Below are 18837 nucleotides of genomic sequence, written 5' to 3' on the forward strand. Positions count from 1 at the left end.
TCAGGCACGAAGTGCCTTTCTTCCCTCTTCTAGCTTCCAGGCGCGCAGCGCCGTACTTCAACTGATGACTTTCAACTCCGGGCGCAGCCCGGGCTGTAAACGAGGAGATTGCATGAAACTGCTACGCCACGGCCCCAAGGGCCAGGAAAAGCCCGGCCTGATCGATGCCGATGGTGTCGTCCGCGACCTCTCGGGCCAGATCGATGACATCGCCGGCGACGTGCTCTCCGACTCGGGCCTGGCACGGCTGGCGCAGATCGATCCCGCCAGCCTGCCGGAAGTGGCCGCCGGTACGCGCCTCGGCCCTTGCGTCGGTCGCGTCGGCAAGTTCATCTGCATTGGCCTCAACTACTCCGACCATGCCGCCGAGACCGGCGCCGAAGTCCCCGCAGAACCGGTGATCTTCAACAAGTGGACCAGCGCCATCTGCGGCCCCAACGACGACGTGGAAATTCCCCGCGGCTCCGAAAAGACCGACTGGGAAGTGGAACTCGGCGTGATCATCGGCAAGGGCGGACGCTATATCGACGAGGCGGACGCCATGAGCCATATCGCCGGCTACTGTGTGGTCAACGACGTCTCCGAGCGCGAATACCAGCTCGAGCGCTGCGGCACCTGGGACAAGGGCAAGGGCTGCGACACCTTCGGCCCGCTCGGCCCGTGGCTGGTGACCCGCGATGAGATCGCCGATCCGCACGACCTGTCCATGTGGCTCGAGGTCGACGGCAAGCGCTACCAGGACGGCTCGACCCGGACCATGGTGTTCCAGGTGCCGCATCTGGTCGCTTATCTCAGCCGCTTCATGAGTCTGCAGCCGGGCGACGTGATCTCCACCGGCACGCCGCCGGGCGTCGGTATGGGCCAGAACCCCAAGGTCTTCCTCAAGCCGGGCCAGACCATGCGTTTAGGCATCGAGGGCTTGGGCGAACAGCAGCAACGCTGCGTCGAGAGCCAATGATCTAACAGTCACTCCGCTCGACCTTGTCGAGCGGATGATGCCACCGACATTGGCCTGACCTTTGATCCTCTTTCTCTCGAATAAACAGTGCGAACTTTCTGTAACCACGCTATGAGGAGCGCACCCATGCAAGTCGTCGTCTGTTCGAAGCCGAACGAGATGGCCGTGATCGACAAGCCGGTGCCGGCTTGCGCTTCCGGCGAGGCGTTGGTCGCCATTCGGCGTATCGGCATCTGCGGTACCGATATCCACGCCTTCGGTGGCAACCAACCGTATTTCGTCTATCCGCGCGTGCTGGGTCATGAGTTGAGTGGTGAGGTCGTGGCAACCGCCGACGACGTCGACACCGGCCTCGTCGGCCAGGCGGTCTACGTCATTCCCTATCTTCACTGCGGTGAATGCCGCGCCTGTCGGCGGGGCCGCACCAACTGCTGCCAGCATCTCGAAGTGGTCGGCGTTCATCGCGACGGCGGCATGGCGGAATACCTGAACGTGCCCGCCGCGCACTTGGTTCCGGTGCCGTCGCTGACGCCGGAGCAACTGGCATTGGTGGAATGCCAGGCGATCGGCGCCCATGCCGTGCGCCGTGGGCAGGTCGAACGCGACGAACTGGTCGTGGTGGTCGGTGCCGGACCGATCGGCATCGGCGTGCTGCAGGTGGCCAAGAGCCGCGGCGCGCGGGTGGCGATGGTCGACACCAACCGCCAGCGTCTCGATCTGTGCCGCGACGAGCTGGGCGCGGACGTCGTGTGGCATGCCATCGACGATGACGTCGTCGCCGAGATCGAGGCGATCAACGACGGCGCGCTGGCCGACGTGGTGTTCGATGCTACCGGCAATCCCGAGGCGATGAATCGTGGCTTCGACCTCGCCGGCCATGGCGGGCGTTACGTGCTGGTCAGCATCGTCAAAGCGGATATCACCTTCAGCGATCCCGACTTCCACAAGAAGGAACTGACGCTGCTGGCCAGCCGCAACGCCACGCGGGAGGACTTCGAGACCGTGACGCGCCTGATGGCCAGCGGCGAACTGAAGACCGACCCCTTGATCACCCATCGCGGACAACTCGAGGATCTGCCCGAGTTGATGCCGAAGTGGTGCGCGCCGGACAGCGGCGTGATCAAGGCGATGGTGACGCTGGACTCCGCCGGTGCCAGCGAGGTGATTGCATGAGCCAATCCATCGTGACCGACAATCCCAGCCGCGTCAGCTTGCGCATCCATCCGCATGACAACGTCGCCGTCGCCCTGACCGATCTTCCCGCCGGACGCGAGGTCGAGATCGACGGCCGCACGCTGCGGCTCGCCGGCAACGTCCGCCACAAGCACAAGTTCGCGCTCGCGGCGCTGAGCCCGGGCGATATCGTCACCATGTACGGCGTGGTCGTCGGCAAGGCCACCCAGCCGATTGCCGAAGGTGGCGTCATCACCACCGACAATCTCGCCCACGCCACCGGCAACGACGACGCCCGGCCCGGCAGCAAGGGCTGGACACCGCCGGCGACGGATGCCTTCCAAGGCGTTACTTTCAACGGCTACCATCGCCCCGATGGCCGCGTGGGTACGGCCAATGTGTGGCTGGTGATTCCGCTGGTATTCTGCGAGAACCGCAACATCGAAGTGCTGCGTCAGTGCGTCGCCGACGCCTTGGGCGACGATCCCTACCGCGACTACAAGCGCATGGCGCGCCAGATGCTGAGTGGCGAGGCCACGCAGGAGCCGTTCGAAGCCGACGCCCCCAGGCGCTTTCCCAACGTCGACGGCGTGCGCTTTCTGACTCACACCCTGGGCTGCGGCGGCACCGACGACGACGCCCTGGCACTGTGCCGGCTGCTGGCGGGTTACATCTGCCATCCCAACGTGGCCGGCGCGACGGTACTGAGCCTCGGCTGCCAGAAGGCGCAGATTCAGATGCTCAAGGCCGCCGTGGCCGAGCGCGACCCACAGGGCCTGAAGCGCGTCGACTATTTCGACCAGCAGTCCTCGCCCAGCGAAGCGGCGCTGATTCGCAACGCGCTGCAGTCGATATTCGACGGCCTGGCCGAAGCCGATCGCGTCATCCGCCAGCCGGCGCCGCTCTCCCAGCTCACGCTCGGCGTCGAGTGTGGCGGTTCGGACGGCTTCTCCGGCATTTCCGCCAATCCGCTGGTCGGCGGCGTGGTCGATCGTCTCGTCGCGCTCGGCGGCAGCGGCATCTTGAGCGAGTTTCCCGAACTCTGCGGCGTCGAGCACGAACTCGTCGCGCGCTGCGTCGACGGCGCCGTCGCCGAGCGCTTTCGTGAGCTGATGCAAGCTTATCAACGCCATGCCGAAGCAGTGGGCGCCGATTTCGCCATGAATCCCTCGCCGGGCAACATTCGCGACGGTCTGATTACCGACGCGATGAAATCCGCCGGCGCGGCCAAGAAAGGCGGCGACAGCCCGGTGGTCGACGTCCTCGAATACACCGAGCCGCATCGCCGCGCCGGGCTCAGCCTGCTCTGCACGCCGGGCAACGACGTCGAATCCACCACCGCGCTGGCCGGCTCCGGCGCCAACCTGATCCTGTTCACCACCGGCCTCGGCACGCCCACCGGCAACCCGGTGGCGCCGGTGCTCAAGATCGCCAGCAACAGCGAACTCGCCAACCGCATGAGCGACATCATCGATTTCGACGCCGGGCCCATCGTGCGCGGCGAACGCTCCATAGACGAGCTCGCCGACGAGCTGCTCCGGTTGTGTATCGACACCGCTTCGGGACGCAACCCATCGCGAGCCCAGCGACTCTTCCAGCACGACTTCATCCCCTGGAAGCGCGGGGTTTCCCTGTGAATTTCGCCATGGACCGAAATGCCATCCGTGACGCCGGTATCGTCCAGTTCGGCACCGGGCGCTTCCTGCTTGCCCATGTCGATGCACTCGTTGGCGAGTCGCTGGCAGCGGGCGAAAGCGAAGATCGCATTCTCGTCGTGCAGAGTTCGACGCGGGAGGAAGGCAAACGCAAGGCGCGGCTGCTGGCCGAGCGGCGCCGCTACCCGGTCCGGATTCGCGGCAGGCGCAACGGCGAGACGATCGACCGCGAACAGACGGTCGACAGCATCGCCGGCTGCCTGATCGCCGCCGAGCAATGGCAAGCGCTCGAACGCCATTTCATCGAGCACGCGCGCATCGTCGTTTCCAACACCGCCGACAACGGCTACGACGTCGGCGACGACTCGAGCCTTGCCGACGTCCCGCAGAGCTTTCCCGGCAAGCTGACCCGGCTTTTGCGCGCACGCTTCGAGGCCGGCAACGACGGCCTGACGCTACTGCCTTGCGAGCTGATCGAGCACAACGGCCAGCGGCTGAAATCGTTGGTCACGGGCCTCGCCCAGCGCGACGGCGCCGGAAAAGCCGATAACGACGCCTTCCTCGCCTGGCTCGAGTCGCGCTGCGTGTGGGCCGACACGCTGGTCGACCGTATCGTCTCGGCACCGCTGGAGCCGCTCGGCGCCGTCTCCGAACCCTATGCGCTATGGGCGATCGCGCGTCGGCCCGGCATGGCCGTGCCCTGCACGCATCCGGATGTGGAGATCGTCGACGACCTGACGCCACAGACGCTGTGCAAGCTGCACATTCTCAACCTGGCACACACCTTCCTGGTCCATCGCTGGCAACGCGCCGGTTGGCCAGTCGAATTCGTGCGCGAGGCAATGACGTGCCCCGAGCTGATCGAACCGCTGCAAGCCGTGCTGGAAAGCGAAGTGCTGCCCACGCTGGCAACCCAACTGCCCGGCGAACGCCTGCGGGAGTATCGCGACGTCACGCTGGAACGCTTCGCCAACCCGTTCCTCGATCATCGGCTTGCCGACATCGCCCAGAATCACGACGCCAAGCTGACCCGGCGAATTCAGCCGGTGGTGGAGATGGCGCGAAAACTGGGGCACGACACCCCTGCCCTCGACGAGGCGCTGGCGACCAAAGACGCATAGTCAGCGACATCCGAAAGGCATCACAACGAGTCACGACGAACGCCACAACGAAACCGCAACGCCACGACAACCATTGAATTGAGACATCAGGAGCACGCCATGACCCAGAATCGATTCGTTCATTTGACCGCTTCGCTCACCCTGGCCGGGCTGACCGCCCTCGCAGCCGCCACGCCGGCGCTGGCGGCCACCGAAATTCGCGTCGCCTACGGCAACCAGCCGGGCGAACCGGTCGACGTGGCCGTCAAGGCCTGGGCCGAGCGCGTCAATGAGGAGAGCAACGGCGAACTGACACTGCAGGCTTTCCCCGCCAGCCAGCTCGGCGGCGAAACCGAAGTGATGGAGCAGGCGCGCTTCGGCTCGCCGTTGATCACCATTACCGCCTACTCGAACTTCATGAGTTCGGTGCCGGACCTGGCCGTGCTGGACGCGCCCTACCTGGCCGACGATTTCGACAGCAAGCTCAAGGTCTTCGACTCCGACTGGTTCGCCGAGCAGGAGAAGAAGGTCGAGGAATCCGGCTACCACATCGTGATTCCCAATACCGTCTACGGCGTGCGTCACCTGCTCTCCCGCGAGCCGGTATCGACGCCGGACGACCTTTCCGGGGTCAAGATCCGGGTGCAGAACTCGCAGATGTACGTGGCCGCGATCAGGGCGATGGGCGCCGTGCCGACGCCGATGTCGCTGGGCGACGTCTACCCGGCACTGGCCCAGGGCCTGGTCGATGGCGTCGAGAATCCGCTGCCGGTGCTCTATGGCGGCAAGTTCTATGAAGTGGTCAAGAACCTCAATCTGACCGCACACATGCACACCGTCGCGCCCTTCGTCACCGGCCAGGCATTCTGGGAGCAGCTGAGCCCCGATGAGCAGCAGATCCTGACCGAAACCGGCCAGGAGATGGCGCAGAACCTGCGCGGCCTGGTCGAGAAGGAGACCGACAAATCGCTACAGCAGCTGAAGGATGCCGGCGTCCAGGTGCATGAGGTCGATACCGCGCCGTTCCGCGAGCGCGCCCAGGAGGAGATTCCCAAGGCGTTCCCGCAGTGGAGCGATGGGTTGTATCAAGAGGTCAGCAATATCATCAACGGCTAGTCTCGATGCCTGCGCGAGCGAATCGCGGCGTTGCGCGGGGCTCGAAGCCCTCGCCTAACACCCCGTTATGTCTCGTGTGACTCGTAGCCTTCGGCAACTCGCCCTTACGGGCCGCCCTACGGGCGTTCTCTCCGCTGCGCTACGAGTCTGCGCCCCGCGCGCCTTGCGCTTCATCTCGCTCGGCTATCGATCCTCCGTTGTTTAACGCTGCGACGTGGGCTGTTGTTCACGCCCTTAGGAGTTGAATATTCATGCAAACGCTTTTCAAGGCCATCGACCGCGTGATGCGGCTCGATGAGGTTATCGCCAGTCTGGCGCTGTTCGGACTGTTCGTGGTCGCCATCGCCAACGTCTTCATGCGCTATCTGTTCTCCGCGCCGCTGGCCTGGAGCGAGGAGATTCTACAACTGCTGCTGGTATGGTCGACCTTCCTCGGCGCCAGCGCCCTGGTGCGACGCAACGAGCATGTGCTGATCGGCCTGCTTAACGACAAGCTGCCGGCACGGCTGGCGCGCTGGAACGTGCGCATTTTCAATATCGGTATCGTCATGCTCTGCGCCCTGGCGATGCTGGTGTGGGGGCTGGAACTGCTGCCGTTCTCGCGCTTTCGCAGTACGCCGATGCTGCAGATTCCCTACTACTGGATTCACGTCGCCGTACCGATCAGCGCAGCGCTGATGCTCTACCACAGCCTGGTGCGGCTGATTACCAACGATCGGGAGGTGTCGACCGCATCCGACGCCCCCGCGCTTGCCGATCAATAACAGGGGTGATGTGATGGCCGTCGGTTTCGCGCTCGTCGCTCTGTTCGTTCTGTTCTGTCTGGGGGCGCCCGTCGCGTTCGCGCTGTTCGCCTCCAGCCTGGTCTACTTTCTGGTCGGCGCCGATCAGCCCATGGTGATGCTGATCCAGCGCCTGGCCGGCGGGCTGGAGTCGATCTCGCTGTTGGCGATTCCGTTCTTCATCATGGCCGGCGTATTCATGAATCACTCCGGCATCACCGACCGGCTGTTGAAGCTCGCCGAACTGCTGACCCGGCGCCTGCATGGCGGCCTGGCCCAGGCCAACGTGCTGCTGAGTACCTTCATGGGCGGGCTATCGGGGTCCAACATCGCCGATGCGGCGATGAACGCCAAGCTGCTGGTACCGAGCATGAACGCCGCGGGCTATCCCAAGGCGTTCTCCAGTGCCGTCACCGCTTCCTCGTCGCTGATCACCTCGACCATCCCGCCAGGCATTGCGCTGATCGTCTACGGCTACGTCAACAACGTTTCCATCGGGCGGCTGTTCCTGGCCGGCGTCGTGCCGGGCGTGCTGATGGCGATCGCGATGATGGTACTGGTGTCGATGCAGTGCCGCCGCAGGGGCTACCAACCGCCGCGTCGCGAACGCGTCACTCGTCACGAGTGGATCAGCGTGACCCGTGCCGGGATCATCGCCCTGCTGTTGCCGGTGGTGGTCATCGGCGGCATTCGTGTGGGTATCTTCACGCCCACCGAAGCGGGCGCGATGGCCGTGCTCTATGCGCTGATCGTCGGTCTGTTCGTCTACCGCGAAATGGGGCTGGGCAGTGTCGCGCTGGCAACCCGGGAATCGCTGATGGCCTCGGTCAACGTGCTGTTCATCATCGCGGTGGCCTCGGGCTTCGCGCGGGTATTGACCTGGGAGCAGATTCCGCAGCAGATTGCCTTGCTGCTGTCCTCCGGGGTGAACAGCGCGATCGCCTTCCTGCTGATCGCCAATGCGCTGCTGCTGATTCTGGGCATGTTTCTCGAGGGCAACGCCATTCTGATCGTGCTCTCGCCGCTGCTGGCGCCCGTCGCGGCCCAATTCGGCATCGATCCGGTGCACTTCGGCATCGTGTTCATTCTCAATGCCTCGATCGGCACCATCACGCCGCCGCTGGGGACGGTGATGTTCACCACCTGCAGCATTACCGGCGTCTCGATTCCCGATTTCATCCGCGCGGTGATGCCCTATTGGCTGCTGCTGGTCGGGTTGTTGCTGGTGGTGACCTTCGTACCGGCGATCTCGCTCGCATTGCCGAACTGGGTGTTCTGACCCCGTCCGGCGGTGCGATCATGCCGCCGGATTCCCTGCGACCATAGACGTAAGCCGGCCTTTGCCGGTCGCATCGTCGGGCATCCCACGGGTAAGATAAAGCTGAACGCGGGTAAGTTGAACATATCCACGACAGATTTCGCAGGCCGGGATTCCCATTGTGGTAAAGGAAACGTCAACGACCCGCAGCAGCGGACGCCCCAGTGTCGCCGAATCGCTGGTCGAGAAGATCTTCGCCGGGCGTTACCAGCCCGGCGATTTCGTGCCCAAGGAGATCGATCTGTGCGAGCAGTTCGCGCTCAATCGCTCGGCCGTGCGCAGCGATCTGCGGCGACTGGTCGATGCCGGCATCATCGAGCGTATCTCCGGCTATGGTTCCAGAGTACGGGACTACTCGGAGTGGAATATTCTCGACCCGCAGGTGACCGCGTGGATGGCCCGCTTCGCCACACCGAACCCTGGCATCCAGCGGGAAATCCTCGCCTTCCGCCTCGACGTCGAACCTTATGTGGCGATGACCGCGGCCAAACGCGCGACCGCCCGGGACCTGGTCGCGATCGAGGAAGCGTTCGAGGGCATGGGCCAGGATCTGCGCAGCGCCGGCGCCGCCAAGCACGGCCGTCCGCAGCGTGGCCGCCTGCACAACGAGTGCGACGTCGCCTTTCACGTCGCCATCTTCAAGGCGACCCACAATATCGTCTGGACCCAGCTCTCGCACATTCTGCGCCCATCGATCCACTTGCTGGTCGAGACGTCCAACGTCAGCGCCAGCGATCCCGAGGACAGCCTGGAACGGCACCGCCGACTCATGGAGTGCATCCGCACGCGGCGCCCGAGGGATGCCTTCTTCGCCTCTGTCGCGGTGCTGGAAGGCACCGCCAGCGCGCTGGGAATCGAGATGCCGGAGACGTTGTTGGGCGAGATACCGGAGGCGATCGGTCCCTAAGCCATATACGACAACTGCCTGGCCATTTCTCGCCTCACCCCAGGGAGTCGAGTTCCGCCCTGGCGATGGCGACGATCCGCTCGGCCTTGCCGTCGTCGAAGCGATACCGGGGCACGCTGACACTGATCGCGCCGGCAACCCGGCCATCGACCTCCGTCACCGCCAGCCCGAAGCAGATGATGCCCGCTTCGTTCTCCTCGTCGTCGATGGCGTAGCCACGCCGACGGGTCTCGCGCAATTCCCGTCGGAAACGCGCCGCGTCGACGATCGTCCGAGCCGTGACCGGCTCCCAATCGAGCTGTTCCAGGTAGCGTTCACGCTCACTCTCGTCGAGCGCCGCCAGGTAGGCCTTGCCGACCGAAGTGGAGTGCATCGGTACCGCCATGCCGATGTAGGACGCCATGCGCACCGTTTCCGCCGACTCCACCTTGTCGATATAGGTCATGTGCATGCCGGACGGCACGCCAAGGTGCACCGTCTCGCCGGTCTCGCACCCGATTCGCCGGAGTGCGCCACGCACCCGCTCCTGCAGGCTTCCCGCGCGCAGCGAGCGCCGTGCCAGGTGAATGAACTGTCGTCCCAGCACGTACTCCCCGCCCAGCGGATTGCGCTCGAGAAAGCCCTCCCGCTCCAGCGTGTTGAGTAGCCGGTAGAGGGTGGGCCGGGGCCAGCCCAGGTGCTGCTGGATCCCTTTCACCGTGGCGGCTTCTCCCAGTTCGGGAATGATCTGCAGCAATTGCAATCCCTTGACGACGGCGGCGCTCCCTTGCACGGGTCCCTGGGCCGACGAAGGCACGGCTTTTTCTTTCATCGCTCGCCTCGACGAATGTCTAGTCCAAACCGTCTCGCCAATCGTTGACGGCGATCATGGGGTCGCTTAGCTTTCAATTGTCCATATTATGATACTTATGTCCATATTATGAACACAAACAAAGGAGGCTTTCATGCCCGTGACCGAGACACCGACCCAGGCTGCTCAACAGCGCATGCCTTACCAATATCCGCAACCCGCCGAGGCGGGATTGGAGATCGTCGAGCCGCATGCCATTCCCGAGGACGAGCGCATTTGGGTGCCCCAGGCGGAAAACGTCGACTTTCGCCCGCTGTGCCTCAACGCCTCCCAGGGTTACTGGGTCAATCTGCTGCGCGTGCGCAAGTCCGGCGTGCTCAGCCGTCACCGCCATCCCAATCCGGTCCATGGCGTGGTGCTGAAAGGCCGCTGGCACTACCTGGAGCACGACTGGGTCGCCAACGAGGGCAGCTATGTCTACGAGCCTCCGGGGGAAACCCACACCCTGGTGGTGGACGAGGACGTCGAGGAGATGATCACGCTGTTCCAGGTCAACGGCGTCATGTACTACGTCGATCCCTGGGGCAAGCACATGGGTTTCGAGGATGTCTTCACCAAGATCGACATGTGCCGGCGTCACTACGAAGCCTGCGGCCTGGGCCGCGACTACGTCGATCGCTTCATTCGCTAGACCATCCATATCAGGGGCAAGGGAATGAAGACGATCATCGTTATCGGCGGCAGTAGCGGCATCGGTCGTGCCATTGCCGCCGCCTTCGCGCGGCAGGGAGCGGAGGTCCACGTCACCGGGATCGAACCTCCCGAACGGCTTGCGCTCGATTTCGAGGCCACCGCGCATCAGCTCGATGTGCGCGACGAACAAGCGGTGGGCGAATTCTTCGCCGCCTTTTCGAAGATCGACACGCTGATCAACTGTGCCGGGGTGATTCGCCGTGGTGGCGAGGAATTCACCCCGCGCGGCTTCGCCGACGTGATCGATATCAACCTCAACGGCTCCCAGCGCTGTTGCCATGCCGCCTTCGATGCGCTGAAAGCCGCCGGAGGCTGCATCATCAACACCGCATCGATGTTGTCGTTCTTCGGCAGTGGCGCGGCGCCAGCCTACTCCGCGTCCAAAGGCGGCATCGCTCAGTTGACCCGCTCCCTGGCGATCGCCTGGGCGCCGCAAGGCATCCGCGTCAACGCCCTGGCACCGGGCTGGATCGCCACCGAGCTGACCTCGGCGCTGACGCAAGATCCGACGCGCTCGGCGGAACTGGTGGGGCGAACCCCGGCGGGCCGCTGGGGAACGCCGCAGGACCTCGCCGGTCCGGCGCTGTTTCTCGCCTCCTCGGAGGCGGCTTTCGTTACCGGCGTGATCCTCCCGGTGGATGGTGGCTATGCCATCCGCTGACAGCGGTGACCATTCGCCCGTCATGACATCCGACGCCGGCTTTCATCATCGAGGAGATCACTATGGATTTAGGAATCAGCGGCCGCTGGGCCGTCGTCTGTGCCGCCAGCCAGGGGCTGGGCAAAGGCTGCGCCATCGCCTTGGCCAAAGAAGGTGTCAATCTGGTCATCAACTCGCGTCGGCACGCAGCGATCGATGCCGTGGCTGAAGAGCTGCGCGGGCTGAACGCCGCGATCGAGGTCCGCCCGGTCGCCGGCGATATCGGCGACCCAGCCACGAGAGAAGCCGTACTTTCCGCGCCGCCACAGGCCGACATCCTGATCAACAACAATGGCGGGCCGCCGCCGGGCGATTTCCGCGACTGGTCGCGGGAAGACTGGATCACGGCACTGGATGCCAACATGCTTGCCCCCATCGCACTGATTCAGGCCTGCGTCGACGCCATGGCCGCGCGGGGATTCGGGCGTATCGTCAATATCACTTCGGCGGCGGTGAAAGCCCCGATCGACGTGCTCGGGCTCTCCAATGGCGCGCGCAGCGGACTGACCGGCTTCGTTGCCGGCGTGGCCCGCCAGGCACGCCTGGCCGGCCACAACGTCACCATCAACAACCTGCTACCGGGCTCCTTCGACACCCAGCGGTTACGGGGCGGCATCGATAAAGCCGCCGGCAAGAGCGGCCGCTCGCATGAAGAGATAGCACAGGCGCGCCTGGACGCCATTCCCGCCGGTCGCTTCGGCACCCCGGAAGAGTTCGGCGAAGTGTGCGCCTTTCTCTGCAGCCAGCAGGCAGGCTATCTGACCGGCCAGAACCTGCTGCTCGACGGCGGCGCCTATCCCGGCACTTTTTGAAGTGCCACGACTATGAGCTTCCGGAGTCGAAAATGCCGGGCTCGAGAGCCCGGTGTCTTCCAGAGCTAGTGATGGCAAGCGGCTTCAATCGGCGCATCATCCAGGTCGACTCCCAACCCTTTGTCATCATTTTCCTTTCGACGGCGGCTCGGGAATCTCCGGCATCGGTCCTCGCTCGAGATAGGTTCCCAGCACTACATAACTGTGCGTCGTGCGCACGCCTTTTATTTCTTGGATACGCGACAGCAATGCCTCGAGGCTGGAAGGGCCCGAGCAGCGCACTTTGAGAATCAAGCAGGTTTCCCCGGTCGCCGTGTGGATTTCTTCCACGTCAGCCATCTCACGCAACGCGAGCACCGGTTCGGTCATCCCCCAGCCTTCGGTGGTGACATGCACGAACGCCAGCAGCGGACAGCCGATCTTCGTGCCATCGAGCTTTGCCACCGTCCCTTGAATGACGCCGTCACGGCGCAAGCGCCTGACACGCTCGTGTACAGCCGGCGGTGAAAGATGTACCCGTTCGGACAGCTCCGCGTAGGAGCGGTCGGCTCGCTCACTCAGCAGCCTTAACAACATTCGGTCCGTTCGATCGAGCCCAGATGGATGAACGCCCTCTTTCCGAATGTTATTCGATTTCATTGATTTTATGCCTTATTCACTTTGCCACGTTACGGTATTCAACTTGATAATATGCTGTATGACATACAAAGAAAACGCTACAATCTCCACGCTCGCCTGCATCCTTCAAACGCCCATGCTTCTCGCGTCAGTCATGCTCGTGGGCGCGAACGCCTTCGTCCTGAGTCCGATCCTGGCCGACGTGGCACATGGGCTATCCAGCGAACCCTTCCGAATCGCCTGGTCGATTTCCGCCTTCGGGGCAGCCACGGCGATCTCGGCGTTGACGCTTGCCTCACTGAACGACCACATGCCCGCCGGTATAGTCCTCGGCGGTGCCGCCTGGCTGCTCGCCATCGCCCAGGCCTTGAGTGGCATGAGTCAGGGCTGGATCGGGCTGTGCCTGTCACAAGCCCTGGCGGGCCTCGCGACCGGCGTGCTGCTCCCTGGTACCTATGCGACAACGGCTGCAACCGCACCTCGAGGCCGTGAAGCCGCCCGGCTGGGGCTCGTCCTCACGGGCTGGGCCATGGCCCTGGTACTGGCCGTCCCGCTTGCGGCCCTTGTCACGCAACATATCGGGTGGCGATCGGTGTATGCCCTGCTTGCGGGCATGTCCGCGCTCATCGCGCTGGGCTTGTTGTGGGTATTGAAGGGCGTACCCAGACAAACACACGCCAGAACGCCACCTTGGCGTGCCTTGCGCTTACCCGGAGTGGGGCTGTTGCTGGGTGTCATATTTGCCTACATGACCGCTTTTTATGGCAGCTTCGCCTTCTTCGGTCAGGGGGTACGGCATGCCTTCGAGCTTTCCGCCCAGGGCGCGGGCGGCTTCGTCATGGCCTATGGACTCGGTTTCGGCATGGCCGGCGTCGGACTGGGCATCATCGCACCGCCGATTTCACGCTCCTACCTACTCGCGATCCTCATCGCCATCGCGGTGAGCTATGTCACTTGGGGTTATGCCTTGGCAACACCGGCATCGACGCTGATGGCCGCCTTTCTCTGGGGCCTGTTGAACCAGTTGGGCCTGAATGCGCTGGTGGTATCATTGAATCGGCGCGCCACCGAAGCACGAGGCGCCGTCATGGGACTCAATAGCGCCATCACCTATTCAGCGGTCTTTGCGGGCCCCATGATGATGGGCCCTGTCTACGCCAACGGCGGCTTTGCGGCCGTGACAGCACTAGCCGCCGTGTTCGTGGTACTCGGCGCGCTGGCTAGTTGGAAGCTGAGAATAAATACGTAGCCAGTATCATCAAAGCGTCAATGATCCCTAGAGCAGCAGGAGATTATGGCTTATATCTTCATCTATCGTACGGACCGCTTATCGCTCGAGTTCAGATCTCATGGTGATGCGGCTCCTTTGCCTGGAGCGCGGACCACACAAGCATGCAGCACAATCACCCCGGCAGAGGCTATCAACACGATGCCCGCCACGGTCCAAAGATTGGGGACTTCACCAAAGAAAATGAATTCCCAGAACGCCACGCGGCACGCTGATTTTCAATGACTTTCGGAGCGTAGTGGATGCAGCGACTCAAGGCTTGGGCATCGGTTGGTCATTGAAGCGAGGCGTCCAAAACGAGAATTGCAACGCGGTACATTGATTCAAGTATTGGCCGAATACACTCCGACTCGGCCGGGATTCTTTCTTTATTTTCCCAAACAGATACAGGACTTCGGCTTGCTACGCGTATTCATAGAGCACTTTCGTGCCGATTGAGGTCACCTGGTTCCCGAGGATGCTGAATAGATAAGCGATCAGAATGAAGCGCGGACTTGGCGCTAGATCAGCACAGAGTTAGTAGCGTATCGGCCGGCAGATGCATGACGCAGTCTTGACTGATCACTGACTGCGAGATCGCCAGTCGAGCCCCATTTGCCAAAAGTCGATCTCAAGGCGGGTTGCATCTCGAAAAATACCTATGAGTTCTTCAAAGCGCTGCTCGGTCACACCAGCCAGTCGTTCGTCCAGCCATTCGATTTCACTGTGCATGGCGCTTTGGAATGCATCGCTTTCGTACATCGCGATCCAGGCATCGTAAGGGTTATCGGCGCGTACCGTAGTGGCCTCGCTGTTGAGCATATTGGCGATTTCGCCGTAGCCCACCAGGCACGGGGCAAGCGCCACGTGCATATCGAGTAAATCGCCCCGATTGCCGGCATCGAGCACATAGCGCGTGTAAGCCATGGTGGCACGGTCTTCTGGTAATCGAGCCAAGTCATGGTCACTGATGCCCCATTGCCGGCAGTAGTCGACATGCAGCGTCAGCTCGGTATCGACGATGGCCTTGAGACCATCAAAGGCTTGGCGCAGATCCGCCATATTGCGGCTTTTATAGATCGCCAGCGCATACGCCCGCGCGAAATGCTGAATAAACAGATAGTCCTGCTGGAGATAATAGCGAAAAGCATCCGGCTCGAGCGTACCGGCGCCCAATCGGCGCACGAAATCATGCTGGATGTAAGCCTGCCAGTCAGCCGCGCACGCGTTTTTTAGATCGTCGAAACCATAGGCCATGATCGTCTCCAGTCGTTACCAAGCCAGATCCGGAGACCACGAAGGACAGGCACGAGTGTTGTCACAGGCCCGCTTGATTCCCTACGCCAGTACCCGCCTGCACGCGCAAGCATTCGCCGGATCAGGTTCAACGGGTCGATGCGCTAGTCCGACTCACGGACTTGCATCTCTCAGCCGGTCGTCCGGCACCCCGTCAAGCACGCTAGACACACTAGCCAACGGGAGGTTGTTTGTTCAACAACTTTGCTGGGATGAGTCAATCCTGTAGTCCTGAGAAACAAGAGACGAAGTCACAGCAAAAGTGTTCTAAGATCGCTCAGCACCTGGCCCAGATACGCCGTGAAGCGTGCCGCGTCGGCGCCGTTGACCGCCGGATATCGCTATCGACTGCATCACCAGCATGGCGCCGCTCGACCCGGTCAGAAGGGATGTGGATGTCTCGATCTGCTACCACCGTGGCAAGCTGTCCGATAGCGGTATGGTGGTTCGTCCACTGGTCAGCATGCGCAGCGCGGTAGTCGCCGCTCCCTCAGCCATTGCCGACCATGGCCGGCCCGCGTCGGTACAGGAACTCAGCCACATGCCCTGCATTTCGACTTTGACGGCACTACAGGCGAATCCCTGGCATTTCATTGATGCCGGAGGTCGAACCATCGCGCTAGATGTGCCGACTCGCTATCGCGTTGACAGTAGCTTGATGCTCATCGCTGGCGCCCGTGCCGGAATCGGATTCGCGATCATTCCCTATGAGTTTTGCAAGGAAAGTATCGAGGCAGGCGATCTCATCGAATTGGCGCTCGACTTCAAACCGGCACCACTGGAAATCGTCGCAATCCATCCGCACCGAAAAAGCATTTCGACACGAACGCGTGCATTCGTCGATATCGTGGAGGAGCAGTTACTGCCACGCCAAACCCTCTAATTATGGCAAGTAAGAAACAACCATTATCTCACCCTTCATCCAAGAGCCGACCCATGGAAAAAAGCTCTCCCCAACTAGGCAATCCAGCTACTCATCACCCTATACCGGCGACAATAGCAGCCGTCATTCGTGACGGAAATGTCTTGCTCGTTCGGCGCAGGAATCCACCGGACGCTAATCACTGGGGTTTTCCGGGAGGAAAAATAGATTTTGGTGAAACGGTTGAAAGCGCGGCATTACGCGAGCTTCACGAAGAGACGTGCGTCCAGGCAAGCGTTGTAAAAACCTTTACCGCCGTAGATGTATTTGATCATGATGACGCCGGCCATATTCAGCAGCACTTTGTACTTATCGCGGTATTGTGTCAGTGGGTCTCTGGCGAACCCGTAGCCGGCGATGATGCTCTGGATGCACGATGGTTTCCGATAGAAAGTCTAGAAAGACAAGACCTGGCGTTGAGCCTTGATGTGGCTGAAGTGGCCAAGATGGCTGCGGCGCTATAAGCGAAAACCAGATCACCTATCCCATAACCTCACCTCAGTCTTGCGGGTTATTCAAGCTCTCCTCCATCGCCTACAGAGTAACGATGTATCTCAATACATATGAACCTGCTCGAAACGGATCGGCACAACTGGTCGTTCGGCAAAGGCGGCATGCAGTATGCCTGATCATCGGCAGCGCCTATCCGGGAACCCTCTGAGCGCACTCGGGATACGTTGGGCATACATATCCACGCCAGACTGAAGCTGGATCAGCCTGTCACCACCGCTTTTGGCGTGTATATCACTCCGGGCGTAGCCCGGCTCAGTGATTGTCCCGCGGCAGATCCCAGGCGATGGCGCGATACTTGGTCGCCGGCGCCAGGGTCATGCCGCGGTCCAGCGGTTCGACCATCGAGCGCTGGATCTCCTGCCACGGCGTCTGGTGTGCGCGATAGGGGTAGCCGCCGCTAGCTTCGAGCCTGGCCCGCCGCGCCGCCAGTTCCTCTTCGCTGATCAGCAGGTTGGCTTCGCCGCGCTCGAGGTCGATGCGCACGCGGTCGCCGGTTTCGAGCAGCGCCAGCCCTCCGCCGACAGCGGCTTCCGGCGAGGCGTTGAGGATCGAGGGCGAGCCGGAGGTGCCGGACTGACGACCATCCCCCAGGCACGGCAGCGATTCGATGCCGCGCTTGATCAACGCTTCCGGTGGCTGCATGTTGACCACCTCGGCGCTGCCGGGATGTCCCACCGGGCCGGCGCCGCGCATTACCAGGATGGTGTCCTCGTCGATCTCGAGCGCGGGATCGTCGATGCGCGCGTGGTAGTCCTCGGAGCCGTCGAACACCGCCACCCGGCCTTCGAAGGCGTTCGGGTCGTCGGGATTGGAGAGGAACCGACGGCGAAAGTCTTCCGAGATGACGCTGGTCTTCATCAATGCCGAGTCGAACAGATTGCCCTTCAGGTTGATGAAGCCCGCTGCCTCGACCAGCGGCTTATCGAAACGCAGGATGACGTCCTCGTCCTGGGTCTCGCGGCCGAAACAGTTGGCATGCAGCGTCTGGCCGTTGACGGTCAGCGCATCGCCATGCAGCCGTCCGGCCACCAGCAGTTCGTGGACGACCGCCGGCACGCCACCGGCGCGGAAGAACTCCTCGCCGAGATAGGCCCCCGCCGGCATCACGTTGGCCAGCAGCGGCACGTCGTGGCCGAGGCGCTGCCAGTCGTCGTTGGTCAGCTCGATGCCGGCATGCCGGGCGATGGCGTTGACATGCACCGGCGCGTTGCTCGAGCCGCCCAGCGCGGAACAGATCACGATCGCGTTCTCGAACGCCTCGCGGGTCAGAATCCGGCTCGGGCGCAGATCTTCCCACACCATGTCGACGATACGCTCGCCGGTGGCGTAGGCGACCATCGGGCGCTCTTTGTAGGGCGCGGGGATCATCGCCGAACCGGGCAGGCTCATGCCCAGCGCCTCGGCCATCGAGTTCATGGTCGAGGCCGTACCCATGGTGTTGCAATGCCCCACCGAGGGCGCCGAATCGGCAATGCGTGCCAGGAACTCGGGATAGTCGATCTCGCCGGTGGCGAGGCGCTTGCGCAGCTCCCACACGATGGTGCCGGAGCCGACGCGATCGGCGCCGCGCCAACCATTGAGCATCGGCCCGCCGGAGAGCACGATCGCCGGAATATCGGCGGTGGCCGCCGCCATCAGACAGGCCGGCGTGGTCTTGTCGCAGCCGGTGGTCAGCACCACGCCGTCGAGCGGGTAGCCGTGGAGCACTTCGACCAGACCGAGATAGGCCAGATTACGGTCGAGCGCGGCGGTGGGCCGGCGCACGTTCTCATGGATCGGATGCAGCGGGAATTCGAACGGCACCCCGCCGGCGGCACGGATGCCGGCCTTGACCCGCTCCACCAGCTGGATGTGATGGCGGTTGCATGGCGTCAGATCGGAACCCGACTGGGCGATGCCGATGATCGGCTTGCCGGAGGAGAGTTCTTCCAGCGTGATGCCGTAATTCATGTAGCGCTCGAGACACAACGCGGTGGTGCCAGCATGCTCGGGATTGTCGAACCACCAGCGTGAGCGCAGGCGCTCGGGGGTAATGCGGGATTGGTCACTCATGTGCGGAACTCCAGAAGAACGGCCGATGGCCGGCCCGATATCGGATCGGGCCCGGCATTAAGCTTGGTCTGAAAAAGCGACGAGCGATGGCCAGACAAGGCAAAA

18 protein-coding genes are annotated in these 18837 nt (G+C 62.7%); 14 read left to right on the forward strand and 4 right to left on the reverse strand.

Annotated features, from left to right (window positions below):
• Positions 1 to 112: 112 nt before the first annotated feature.
• The 8 genes from DOM57_RS18445 to DOM57_RS18480 all read left to right on the forward strand — a co-directional run bounded on the left by DOM57_RS18445 (position 113) and on the right by DOM57_RS18480 (position 9009).
• Positions 113 to 958 carry a fumarylacetoacetate hydrolase family protein gene (locus tag DOM57_RS18445; protein WP_110650653.1) on the forward strand — a complete coding sequence of 282 codons (846 nt, stop codon included), beginning with the start codon at positions 113 to 115 and terminating at the stop codon, positions 956 to 958.
• A 126-nt stretch (positions 959 to 1084) separates the two neighbouring features.
• On the forward strand, positions 1085 to 2131 hold the full coding sequence (locus DOM57_RS18450; RefSeq protein WP_110650654.1) for a zinc-binding alcohol dehydrogenase family protein: 1047 nt from the start codon (positions 1085 to 1087) through the stop codon (positions 2129 to 2131).
• The gene (locus DOM57_RS18455; RefSeq protein WP_110650655.1) at positions 2128 to 3768 is read left to right on the forward strand and encodes a UxaA family hydrolase; all 1641 of its coding nucleotides are present in this window, start codon (positions 2128 to 2130) and stop codon (positions 3766 to 3768) included. The genes DOM57_RS18450 and DOM57_RS18455 overlap by 4 nt, the downstream gene beginning before the upstream one ends.
• Positions 3769 to 3776: 8 nt before the next feature.
• Positions 3777 to 4907, forward strand: coding sequence for a mannitol dehydrogenase family protein (locus tag DOM57_RS18460; RefSeq protein WP_110650686.1), 1131 nt, complete (start codon positions 3777 to 3779; stop codon positions 4905 to 4907).
• Positions 4908 to 5006: 99 nt separating this feature from the next.
• Positions 5007 to 6002 (forward strand): C4-dicarboxylate TRAP transporter substrate-binding protein, encoded by a 996-nt coding sequence (locus DOM57_RS18465; RefSeq protein WP_110650656.1) that lies wholly within the window; start codon positions 5007 to 5009, stop codon positions 6000 to 6002.
• Between the two features lie 251 nt (positions 6003 to 6253).
• Entirely contained in the window at positions 6254 to 6766 is a 513-nt protein-coding gene (locus DOM57_RS18470) for a TRAP transporter small permease (protein WP_110650657.1), read from the forward strand.
• A 13-nt stretch (positions 6767 to 6779) separates the two neighbouring features.
• A complete protein-coding gene (locus DOM57_RS18475) occupies positions 6780 to 8063 on the forward strand; it encodes a TRAP transporter large permease (protein WP_110650658.1) in 1284 nt (427 codons plus the stop codon).
• Positions 8064 to 8223: 160 nt separating this feature from the next.
• On the forward strand, positions 8224 to 9009 hold the full coding sequence (locus tag DOM57_RS18480) for a FadR/GntR family transcriptional regulator (protein ID WP_110650659.1): 786 nt from the start codon (positions 8224 to 8226) through the stop codon (positions 9007 to 9009).
• Between the two features lie 34 nt (positions 9010 to 9043).
• Here the strand turns inward: DOM57_RS18480 and DOM57_RS18485 are convergent, their stop codons facing one another.
• Positions 9044 to 9820 (reverse strand): IclR family transcriptional regulator, encoded by a 777-nt coding sequence (locus tag DOM57_RS18485; protein ID WP_110650660.1) that lies wholly within the window; start codon positions 9818 to 9820, stop codon positions 9044 to 9046.
• A 133-nt stretch (positions 9821 to 9953) separates the two neighbouring features.
• Here DOM57_RS18485 and DOM57_RS18490 point away from each other — a divergent pair, with 133 nt between their 5' ends.
• From DOM57_RS18490 to DOM57_RS18500, 3 genes are all read left to right on the forward strand, one after another.
• The gene (locus DOM57_RS18490; protein WP_110650661.1) at positions 9954 to 10490 is read left to right on the forward strand and encodes a 2,4'-dihydroxyacetophenone dioxygenase family protein; all 537 of its coding nucleotides are present in this window, start codon (positions 9954 to 9956) and stop codon (positions 10488 to 10490) included.
• Positions 10491 to 10514: 24 nt separating this feature from the next.
• Positions 10515 to 11213, forward strand: a complete 699-nt coding sequence (locus DOM57_RS18495; protein WP_110650662.1) for an SDR family NAD(P)-dependent oxidoreductase — start codon at positions 10515 to 10517, stop codon at positions 11211 to 11213.
• A 62-nt stretch (positions 11214 to 11275) separates the two neighbouring features.
• On the forward strand, positions 11276 to 12064 hold the full coding sequence (locus DOM57_RS18500) for an SDR family oxidoreductase (RefSeq protein ID WP_110650663.1): 789 nt from the start codon (positions 11276 to 11278) through the stop codon (positions 12062 to 12064).
• A 126-nt stretch (positions 12065 to 12190) separates the two neighbouring features.
• Here DOM57_RS18500 and DOM57_RS18505 read toward each other — a convergent pair whose 3' ends face one another.
• Complete coding sequence (locus DOM57_RS18505; protein WP_110650664.1) at positions 12191 to 12703, reverse strand: Lrp/AsnC family transcriptional regulator; 513 nt, start codon at positions 12701 to 12703, stop codon at positions 12191 to 12193.
• A 58-nt stretch (positions 12704 to 12761) separates the two neighbouring features.
• On the opposite strand from DOM57_RS18505, the gene DOM57_RS18510 reads away from it, so the two are divergent.
• Entirely contained in the window at positions 12762 to 13931 is a 1170-nt protein-coding gene (locus DOM57_RS18510; protein ID WP_110650665.1) for an MFS transporter, read from the forward strand.
• A gap of 600 nt (positions 13932 to 14531) precedes the next feature.
• On the opposite strand, the gene tenA is transcribed toward DOM57_RS18510, so the two are convergent.
• On the reverse strand, positions 14532 to 15206 hold the full coding sequence (gene tenA, locus DOM57_RS18525) for a thiaminase II (RefSeq protein WP_110650666.1): 675 nt from the start codon (positions 15204 to 15206) through the stop codon (positions 14532 to 14534).
• A 400-nt stretch (positions 15207 to 15606) separates the two neighbouring features.
• On the opposite strand from tenA, the gene DOM57_RS18530 reads away from it, so the two are divergent.
• Both DOM57_RS18530 and DOM57_RS18535 read left to right on the forward strand, forming a co-directional pair.
• The gene (locus tag DOM57_RS18530; protein ID WP_110650667.1) at positions 15607 to 16128 is read left to right on the forward strand and encodes a substrate binding domain-containing protein; all 522 of its coding nucleotides are present in this window, start codon (positions 15607 to 15609) and stop codon (positions 16126 to 16128) included.
• A gap of 53 nt (positions 16129 to 16181) precedes the next feature.
• The gene (locus tag DOM57_RS18535; protein WP_110650668.1) at positions 16182 to 16631 is read left to right on the forward strand and encodes an NUDIX hydrolase; all 450 of its coding nucleotides are present in this window, start codon (positions 16182 to 16184) and stop codon (positions 16629 to 16631) included.
• Positions 16632 to 16932: 301 nt separating this feature from the next.
• Here DOM57_RS18535 and DOM57_RS18540 read toward each other — a convergent pair whose 3' ends face one another.
• Entirely contained in the window at positions 16933 to 18732 is a 1800-nt protein-coding gene (locus DOM57_RS18540; RefSeq protein WP_110650669.1) for an IlvD/Edd family dehydratase, read from the reverse strand.
• Positions 18733 to 18837 lie beyond the last annotated feature (105 nt).

Origin of the sequence: Salinicola peritrichatus, from assembly GCF_003206715.1 — a bacterium.
In the GTDB taxonomy this organism is placed as follows: Bacteria; Pseudomonadota; Gammaproteobacteria; order Pseudomonadales; family Halomonadaceae; genus Salinicola; species Salinicola peritrichatus.

Bases quoted from the DNA above. Each gene is read 5' to 3' on its own strand.
- DOM57_RS18455 (WP_110650655.1), top strand. From the start codon at position 2,128: ATGAGCCAATCCATCGTGACCGACAATCCCAGCCGCGTCAGCTTGCGC.
- DOM57_RS18510 (WP_110650665.1), top strand. From the start codon at position 12,762: ATGACATACAAAGAAAACGCTACAATCTCCACGCTCGCCTGCATCCTT.
- DOM57_RS18485 (WP_110650660.1), bottom strand. From the start codon at position 9,820: ATGAAAGAAAAAGCCGTGCCTTCGTCGGCCCAGGGACCCGTGCAAGGG.
- DOM57_RS18535 (WP_110650668.1), top strand. From the start codon at position 16,182: ATGGAAAAAAGCTCTCCCCAACTAGGCAATCCAGCTACTCATCACCCT.
- DOM57_RS18465 (WP_110650656.1), top strand. From the start codon at position 5,007: ATGACCCAGAATCGATTCGTTCATTTGACCGCTTCGCTCACCCTGGCC.
- DOM57_RS18500 (WP_110650663.1), top strand. From the start codon at position 11,276: ATGGATTTAGGAATCAGCGGCCGCTGGGCCGTCGTCTGTGCCGCCAGC.
- DOM57_RS18470 (WP_110650657.1), top strand. From the start codon at position 6,254: ATGCAAACGCTTTTCAAGGCCATCGACCGCGTGATGCGGCTCGATGAG.
- tenA (WP_110650666.1), bottom strand. From the start codon at position 15,206: ATGGCCTATGGTTTCGACGATCTAAAAAACGCGTGCGCGGCTGACTGG.
- DOM57_RS18460 (WP_110650686.1), top strand. From the start codon at position 3,777: ATGGACCGAAATGCCATCCGTGACGCCGGTATCGTCCAGTTCGGCACC.
- DOM57_RS18445 (WP_110650653.1), top strand. From the start codon at position 113: ATGAAACTGCTACGCCACGGCCCCAAGGGCCAGGAAAAGCCCGGCCTG.
- DOM57_RS18505 (WP_110650664.1), bottom strand. From the start codon at position 12,703: ATGAAATCGAATAACATTCGGAAAGAGGGCGTTCATCCATCTGGGCTC.
- DOM57_RS18475 (WP_110650658.1), top strand. From the start codon at position 6,780: ATGGCCGTCGGTTTCGCGCTCGTCGCTCTGTTCGTTCTGTTCTGTCTG.
- DOM57_RS18540 (WP_110650669.1), bottom strand. From the start codon at position 18,732: ATGAGTGACCAATCCCGCATTACCCCCGAGCGCCTGCGCTCACGCTGG.
- DOM57_RS18495 (WP_110650662.1), top strand. From the start codon at position 10,515: ATGAAGACGATCATCGTTATCGGCGGCAGTAGCGGCATCGGTCGTGCC.
- DOM57_RS18490 (WP_110650661.1), top strand. From the start codon at position 9,954: ATGCCCGTGACCGAGACACCGACCCAGGCTGCTCAACAGCGCATGCCT.
- DOM57_RS18530 (WP_110650667.1), top strand. From the start codon at position 15,607: ATGGCGCCGCTCGACCCGGTCAGAAGGGATGTGGATGTCTCGATCTGC.
- DOM57_RS18450 (WP_110650654.1), top strand. From the start codon at position 1,085: ATGCAAGTCGTCGTCTGTTCGAAGCCGAACGAGATGGCCGTGATCGAC.